Genomic DNA, 8,450 nt, shown 5'->3' with positions numbered 1-8,450 from the left:
CATGGACGCGGATTTCAGGCTACGAACTTCAGCAGCCTGTTAGACCAATCCTGCTCCGGTCACGGCCGGACCCGGCGATCACCCCGGCACGTGCCGTATGAGCGTCGCCAAGACAGCCAGCCGCAAGCTCTTGGCTACAAAGTCAGGAGCAAGATCTACGGCTGCGACATCGTCAGCATCGGTCCGGGCGAGCCGCCCCTCGTGGTGATCACCGAGCTGAATCTTACGCTCTCGCCCGAACTCATCTGCAAGGCGTCGTCAGGGGGTAAGAATCCGCAAGTTGCCCATTACCATTAGTGGCCAGATCGTAAGCTGATCCTTCTGGCCGTCATGGACGCATACCAGATCTTCGAACACCGCGAGCGCCTACACCTCCGGGCCCTTCGGCCCCCAGTCGGTCTGCGCTGACGGACCGCGCGGCGTGTAGCCTAGCGGCAGCCATGTCCCGGTCGTCGGCGGTTCGGACTGGATGCGGCCGGTGAAGGTCGCCACATTGACGGCGATGTCCTCCCATCGTGCCCCTGCCCCCTCTCGCTCCCCCAACGTCGATGCCGGCCTGCTGCCCGATGACGCCGCGATCCTGCGGACGGTGTCGCAGCGGGCCAGTTTCGAATCCGGCCGTCGGCTGGCGGAACTGGGCCGCGTCCGCTCGATCATGGTGTCCAATGACGGTCGCCGGATCAGCGCCGTCGTCATGGACCTCCCAAACAAGTTGTATAGTCCGAGCGTCGAGCTGTTTGACCCCCGCAGCCGAGGCAATGCCTTCCACGGCCGGTGCACCTGCGCGACGCGACAGAACTGCAAGCATGTCGTCGCCGTGCTGCTAGCGCTGCGGCAACAGCAGGAACAGCCTGCGGCCCCTACCGAGCCGACACTGCCGCCGCGGAGGCAGGCGGCATCACCGGGTCAGCCCAACCTTCCGGCCCTGCTACCGAGCCCGCCGCCGGTCGATCCGGCACTTCCCGCCGACCTGGCAACCTGGCTCAGCACCCTCGACCCCGAGGAGGAGGACGCCACCAGCCGTGCGGCGCCGCAGGGTCTGCAGCGGATGTTCTACGTGCTGACGCGCGCCGAAGCGCTGCGCGGCGCGCCGACGCTCGGCCTCGCCTGTGTTTCGGCGCGGCTGCGCAAGGACGGCACACCTGGCGTCGGTTATCCTTTGCAAAGCTACCGACCGGAGGCGCCACCGCGGCACCTGCGGAGCGCCGATCGCGTCATCCTGGCTCGGGTGGCACGGCGTGGGCCGGCCACCGGATTGATTTCGGCCGACGAGGAGCCGGCCGACTTGCTTCGTCGTGTGCTGGTGACCGGGCGCGCGCGCTGGGACGCGCTCGAAGGTCCCGCCCTTGCAGAGGGTCCACCGCGCTCTGGCCGTATCGCCTGGGCGGTGCAGGAGGATGGCTCCCAGCGCGCAACGCTGGAAGTGGACCCGACCGCAGACCATCCGGACCGAGGCTTTGGCCACGCTTTGATCGCCATCGGCCTGCCTGAGCCCTGGTATGTCGATCCAACGGCGGGCTTGGCCGGACCAGTGGAGACCGGGCTTCCGGCACCCCTCGCCGGGCGCCTCCTGGCCGCGCCGCCGGTGCCGCTGGCGCTCGCCCCGAAGGTGGCGGCCGAGCTGACGCGCCGGACAAAGGCGCCGTCCCTGCCGGTGCCGGCGGATCTGCCGAAGCCTGAGACGCTGCGTGGCCCGGTGCGGCCGCATCTGAGGCTCATGCTGGCGCCGCTGCCCTTCGACCTGACCGCGCATCATCGTGGCTTCGCCTTCCTGCCCAACCTGCCGCACGAGGTGCCGGTGGCCCGGCTCGCCTTCGGCTATGGCCCCGTCATTGTGACGGCCTCCGACCGCACATCCACTCCCATCGTGATGCGGGAGGGCCAGCCCTACCGCGTGCAGCGCGACACGGTGGGCGAGCGGCAGGCGGTGGAGCGGCTGGAGGAGATTGGTTTCCTGCCTGCTCGCGATGTCGCGCAGCAGTTGCTCGGCTATGCCGGCGCGGCAGCCTTCGCACGCCGGAGCGATGACTTCCTGCTGGGCACCGAACCGGACGAGGCCGACTGGCTCGACATCCTGCTCGACGACATCCCGGACCTGCGCGCTGAGGGCTGGACGGTGGAGCTCGCCGCCAATTTTCCGATCCGCCTGGTCGAACCGGAGGGCGGCATCACCGGGCAGATCGAGGAAGGCTCGGGCATCGATTGGTTTGAGCTGCATCTCGGGGTGATGGTCGAGGGCCATCCGGTCGACCTGGTGCCGGCCCTGGTCCGCCTGATCGCCAGCGGTGAGGCGGCGGAGCTGATCGCGGCCGAGGCAAAGGCAGAGGAGATCGAGGACGACGCGCCGGTGCTGCTGCCGCTACCGGACGGAAGGCTGCTGACACTGCCGGCGCGGCAGGTGGTGCCGATCTTGGCCGCACTGGTCGAGCTGTTCGCCGGCCGCACCGAGGCGGAGGGCGAGGGCGCAGGCGGGCGCTTCGGCTTCAGGCGAACCGAGGCCGCCGACCTCGCCTGGCTGGAGGAACGTTCGGGCCTCGCGTTGCAGGGGGGCGAGGCACTGCGGCAGCTCGGGCGGCAGCTGCGCGAGGCAGGCGGTGCCATCCCGCCGGTGCCGCTGCCTGAGAGCTTTGCCGGCACGCTGCGGCCCTATCAGGCGCAGGGCGTGGCCTGGCTGCAGTTCCTGCGCGAAGCCGGGCTCGGCGGCGTGCTGGCTGACGACATGGGTCTTGGTAAGACAGTGCAGACCCTGGCACACCTCGTGGTGGAGCAAACGGCAGGTCGGCTCGACCGACCGGCGCTGGTGGTCTGCCCGACCAGTCTGGTGCCGAACTGGCTGCGCGAGGCGGAGCGCTTCAGCCCCTCGCTGAACGTGCTGCCGCTGCATGGCCCGTCGCGCAAGCAGCGCTTCGCGGATATCCCCCGGCATGATCTGGTCATCACCACCTACCCCCTGCTCGGCCGCGACCATGCGGTGCTGACTGCGCAGGACTGGCATGTGGTGGTGCTGGACGAGGCACAGACTATCAAGAACCCGAACGCCGAGACCACGCGCCAGGCGCTGCGCCTCAAGGCACGGCAGCGGCTCTGCCTGTCCGGCACGCCGCTGCAGAACCACCTTGGCGAGCTGTGGTCGCTGTTCGACTTTCTCTCGCCCGGCTTCCTCGGCAGTCCCTCGGCCTTCCGCAGCCGCTATCGCACACCGATCGAGAGGCATGGCGACACCGAGCGGCAGGCGATGCTGGCGCGGCGCGTGCGCCCCTTCCTGCTGCGCCGGACCAAGCAGGAGGTGGCGCAGGACCTGCCGCCGAAGACCGAAATCCTGGAGCCGGTCGAGATGGAGCCGGCGCAGCGCGCCGTCTACGAGGCGATCCGTGTCGCCATGCATGCCAAGGTGCAGGCCGCCATCGCCGAGCGCGGGCTGGCACGATCCGGCATCATCATCCTCGACGCGCTCCTGAAGATGCGGCAGGCTTGCTGCGATCCACGGCTCCTGAAGATGGCCTCGGCAAAGAAGGGCGGGTCCGCGAAGCTCGACCGGCTGATGGAGTTGCTCGAGGTGTTGCTCGGCGAGGGGCGGCGGGTGCTGGTGTTCTCGCAGTTCACCTCGATGCTGGCGCTGATCGAGGCGCGGCTGAAGCAGGCCGGCACGCCCTACGTGCTGCTGACCGGCGACACCGTGGACCGCAGCACGCCGGTGCGCCGCTTCCAGGCCAGCAAGGTGCCGGTGTTCCTGATCAGCCTGAAGGCCGGTGGGGTCGGGCTGAACCTCACCGCCGCCGACACGGTCATCCATTACGATCCCTGGTGGAACCCGGCGGTGGAAGACCAGGCAACGGACCGCGCCCATCGGATCGGCCAGGACAAGCAGGTCTTCGTGCACCGGCTGATCGCGCTCGGCACGATCGAGGAGAAAATGGGACTTCTGAAAGAGCGCAAGCGCGCTTTGGTCGCCTCGGTGTTGGAAGCAGAGCATGGCGGGGCGTTGAAGCTGACCGAAGCAGATGTGGAGGAATTGTTCGCTGCCGCCTGACTCCATCATCCAAAGCTGATCGTCTATCGAAGGCGGCGGCCACAAGTTCGGCACCAGAACAGCGAGAATTAGTTTTTTTGCCTCAAGAGTTCTTCCGGATAATCGAGCCGCTGCCGATTGGCGATTTACTGCGGCCTTCATGCTTTACCCCAGCGCGATCCTGACGGCCTTTGTAAAGCGAGTACGACCGGGCATTACGGCTCAATGCCAAAGCGCCCATGCAGCAGCTAACCGATACCCATCGCAGCAATGTTGGTTGCCGTAAGCGCTGCCTTCGCCTGCAGGACGCTTTGAAGACCAGATTAACTCGAGCTTGGTACCTCAGCGCGCAACGCGCATCAGGGTATACTCTATGCGTTGCCAGCAACCCTGGCTTTAAGCGATCCGCTGCACCATATGGGCCAATCCATATCGAAACCCGCCTCCGCAGCGCCTGCTAATTGGAGCTTGGCGGCACAGGCTGAATTTGGATGCCCGATGACGGATCTGGTGGACATGGCAGCAGGACAGCGTGAACGGGACTTGCATGCGGTATTGCCCGAGGCAAACCCGGCCGCGATGCGACAGTTGCTGACGAGTATCGAGGAGCATGGCTACGTCACCCAGGCTGAGGTTGCGGCTGCACTGCCGCCGGAACGCTCCTCAACTGACATGATCGAGGACGCCATGGCCACCCTTTCCCGACTGGGGATTGAGGTAGTTGAGGCACCTGATGCTGACGAGGGGGATGTTTCGCTAGAAGCTCCGGCCGAGGCTGAGGTTGCAGCCGAAGGTGAGGATGCTGGCGGCAATCTGCGCGACGACCAGGGGCGGACGGACGACCCGACACGGCAGTATCTGCGTGAGATGGGCACCCATGCACTGCTGTCGCGCGAGGGCGAGATTGCCATTGCCAAGCGCATCGAGGCAGGCCGTGCCCTCATGATCGGCGGCTTGTGCGAGTTGCCGACCACCACGGATGCCCTGCTTCGATGGCACGCCGAGCTTGAGGCCGGCGGAATGCTGCTGCGCGACCTTGTGGATCTTGGAGAAACCCTTGGTGCCGAAGCGGACGATGCTGAGGCGCTTGCAGAACCAATCGTGGACGAAGCTGACGAGGACGGGCCGCCTGGCTTGTCGGTGGTTGCCAGTGAGGAGAAGGCCCGCCCTGAGGTACTCGCTGCGCTTGATGCCATCAGGCAGGCAAGCGCTCGTCTCCATGCGCTGCACGTCAAGCGTACACAGACCTATATCGAGGGTGGGACACTGACGGCCGGGGAGGAGACCGCCTATTTAGCAGGACGCACTGAGGTGGCCAAGCTGATTGGCGCTCTCCACCTGCATGCCAACCGGATTAAAGACCTCGTTGAGGGTGTACGGCTGCTCAACCAACGTCTTACCGCGACCGAAGGCAGGCTGCTTCGGCTCGCCGAAGCGGCCGGGGTGAGGCGTGAGGAGTTCCTTGTTTTCTACAAGGGTGCCGAGACGACACGCGGCTGGCTGGATGGTGCAGTGTCGCGCAAAGGAAAGGGGTGGCGAACTTTTGCTGTCCGCCATACCGATGAAGCCGAGACCATGCGCGCAGAGATCGCCCGGATCGCCACTGAGGCAAGCCTACCGCTTCCGATGTTTCGCTGCATTTATGCCACCGTGTCCCGCGGCGAGCGGGAGATGGTGGGAGCAAAGTCGGAGATGGTGGCGGCCAATCTGCGGCTTGTTGTGTCCATCGCCAAGAAATACCGCAATCGCGGTCTGCAGTTCCTCGACATCATCCAGGAAGGCAACATCGGGCTGATGAAAGCGGTTGATAAGTTCGAGTACCGCCGCGGATTCAAGTTCTCGACCTACGCGACCTGGTGGATCCGGCAGGCTATTACCCGCAGCATCGCCGATCAGGCCCGGACCATCCGGGTTCCCGTCCACATGATCGAGACGGTGAACAAGGTGACGCGCACGAGCCGGCACATGATGCATGAGCTGGGGCGCGAACCGAGTGACGAAGAGCTGGCCGAGCGCATGGGTTTGCCTGTGCAGAAGGTCAAGCAGGTCATGAAGATTGCCAAGGAGCCCATCAGTCTGGAAACGCCGGTTGGCGATGAGGACACTGCCAGCCTCGGAGACTTCATCCAGGACAGGGATGCCGTCGCCCCGCTTGACGTGGCGATCCAGTCCAGCCTGCGCACCATCACGAGCAAGATGCTGGGCAGCCTGACAGCCCGCGAGGAGCGGGTGCTGCGGATGCGGTTCGGCGTCGGCATGAACACCGACCACACGTTGGAGGAGGTTGGCCAGGGTTTTGGGGTTACGCGCGAGCGTATCCGGCAGATTGAGGCCAAGGCCCTCCGCAAGCTGAAGAACCCGGCGCGGTCACGGGAGCTGCGCAGCTTTTTGGACTAGGGTCTGTGGCCGGACTCAGCGATGCGCAGATTGATCATGGCAGCAGCGAGATGGGCGAAGCCCATCCAACTGCGGCGCTCTTGTTGTGTTGCAGGGCGATAAGGGCGAGATCCTTGCCCGGGACAACAGGTTCTCGACGCGGTGCCGCCGGGCATATAGCACGGGATCCCACGCGGGCAGATCGACCATGCCCCGCTTGGGTGGGGTGTGGACGGTGCAGCCCTCGGCGGCGAATGTCGCATGGAGCGGCGCTGAGACATAACCCCGGTCAAGCGCCGGGTCGCGGGCCGGGATGTCCAAAGCCAGTGCTGGCGCATGACAAAGATCCGAATGGTGGCTGGGGCTGGCGATCAGGCGCAGGATGCGTCCTGCACCATCGGCGCCAGCGTGCAGCGTGGAGCAGAGCCGCCATGGCTGCGGCCAAGTGCTTCGGCGGCCGCCAACTGCTGACAGCGCCGCTCGCGGCGCGGTGTGCCTTGCAGGTAGTGCTGTCCAACAGGAGCAGCCCGTCGGCTGGCAGGCTCGGGCGGAGCACCTTGAGGGTCACCTCCCACCAACTGCGCAGGCACCAGCGCCGCCAGCGATGATAGACGCTCGACCAGAGGCCCAAGCCTTCGGGCACGTAACGCCAAGTCCCTGCCGCCGATTCTGACTCGGCATAGTTGCCTGTGCCGCAACTGGCATGCAGAGTTGGTACTGGGGGAATCCAGATGCTAAGCGCTACTTCAAGCTCGACTACCGCCGAAAGCATCGAGACGCGTGATTCGTGGGTCATCGCCTTCGTGACACTGACGATGCTCTCGCTCGCAGCTGGAGCACCCATGACCGTTGTGATCGGCTTGGTGCCCATTGCGGAAACGCTGGACTCTGGCCGTTCGCTGCCTTCGCTTGCCACCTCGCTTGCCTATCTCGGGACGGGCGTGGGAGGGGTGCTGTGCGGACTGCTCGCCGGGGTCTTTGGGCAGCGGGCGGTGGCGATCTTGGGCGGCGTCGCAATCTTCGCCGGCCTCGCCATCGCGTCCCTGGCCGAGCCGTGGTCACTGCTGCTGGGGATCGGCGTGGGGGTTGGGTTGTTTGGCAACGGGGCGCTGTTCCCGCCTATGCTCGCCTATGTCTCGATGTGGTTCGACCGACGCCGTGGGACGGCGCTGGCTCTAGTCTCCTCCGGGCAATCCATCGCGGGCTTCGTCTGGCCGACCATCTTCGAGCGGACGATTGTGGCCTATGGCTGGCAGCGCACCATGCTGGTTTATGGCATCGGCGCAGCCGCCATTATCGTGGCGCTGGCGGCCTTGTTGCTGCGGCCACCACCGGTGCCGTTGGGAGGCTTTGGCAGCATCCGCTCGGTGCCAGGCGCGCAGGTGCTCGGCATGGCACCCAACACGGCTCTGGCGCTAATCGCCGCTGCCAGTTTCCTCTGCTGCGTGCCGATGGCAATGCCGGCTGCGCACTTGGTGGCATTTTGTGTGGACCTCGGCATCGCAACCTCGCGCGGGGCGGTGATGCTATCGGTGCTGCTGCTCGCGGCCTTCCTTTCTCGACAGTTCTGGGGTTGGCTTTCGGATCGGATCGGTGGGTTGTGGACGGTGCTACTCGGCGGCCTCGCGCAGACGCTGGGGATGCTAGGCTTCCTCGCCACACAGGACGAAGCGGGACTGTTCTTTGCCGCCGCCGCCTATGGGCTGGGCTTTGCAGGCATTATTCCAGCATATGTGCTGGCGGTACGCGAGCTGTTCCCCGCGGTAGAGGTGACGTGGCGCGTTCCTGCGCTGCTGCTGTGCAGCCTCTCTGGTATGGCGTTCGGCGCCTGGCTGGCGGGCGTGATTTATGACGCGGTGGGATTTTACGCAGCCGCATGGTGGGCGGGGATTGCGTTCAATGCAGCGCAACTTGCCTTGGTAGGCGCACTGCTTGCACGCATGCGGCGGGTGGTGCCCGGTTGACCTGCACAGGTCGTCACAAAGCGCCTCGAGGCAACGACGCAAGCTCGCTCGTGGAGAGCCTGATGAACCGCCCCGGGTTTGCTGGAGGCCCTACCTGTTGA

The 8,450-nt window shown here is 65.7% G+C and carries 4 protein-coding genes; all 4 read left to right on the top strand.

Annotation, left to right across the window (positions count from 1 at the left end):
• The coding region (locus tag QWZ14_RS17880) for a hypothetical protein (protein ID WP_456307253.1) at window positions 1–297 on the top strand (297 nt) is incomplete at its 5' end.
• A gap of 181 nt (window positions 298–478) precedes the next feature.
• Window positions 479–4,030: a DEAD/DEAH box helicase gene (locus QWZ14_RS17875; protein ID WP_290318148.1), complete on the top strand. Its 3,552-nt coding sequence runs from the start codon at window positions 479–481 to the stop codon at window positions 4,028–4,030.
• A gap of 477 nt (window positions 4,031–4,507) precedes the next feature.
• Window positions 4,508–6,406 (top strand): RNA polymerase sigma factor RpoD, encoded by a 1,899-nt coding sequence (rpoD, locus tag QWZ14_RS17870; RefSeq protein WP_290318147.1) that lies wholly within the window; start codon window positions 4,508–4,510, stop codon window positions 6,404–6,406.
• 710 nt (window positions 6,407–7,116) lie between these two features.
• On the top strand, window positions 7,117–8,349 hold the full coding sequence (locus tag QWZ14_RS17865) for an MFS transporter (RefSeq protein WP_353959322.1): 1,233 nt from the start codon (window positions 7,117–7,119) through the stop codon (window positions 8,347–8,349).
• Window positions 8,350–8,450 lie beyond the last annotated feature (101 nt).

The organism is Paeniroseomonas aquatica (genome assembly GCF_030409335.1).
Taxonomy (GTDB): Bacteria; Pseudomonadota; Alphaproteobacteria; order Acetobacterales; family Acetobacteraceae; genus Belnapia; species Belnapia aquatica.
This window is presented reverse-complemented; position numbering and strand designations above follow the sequence as displayed.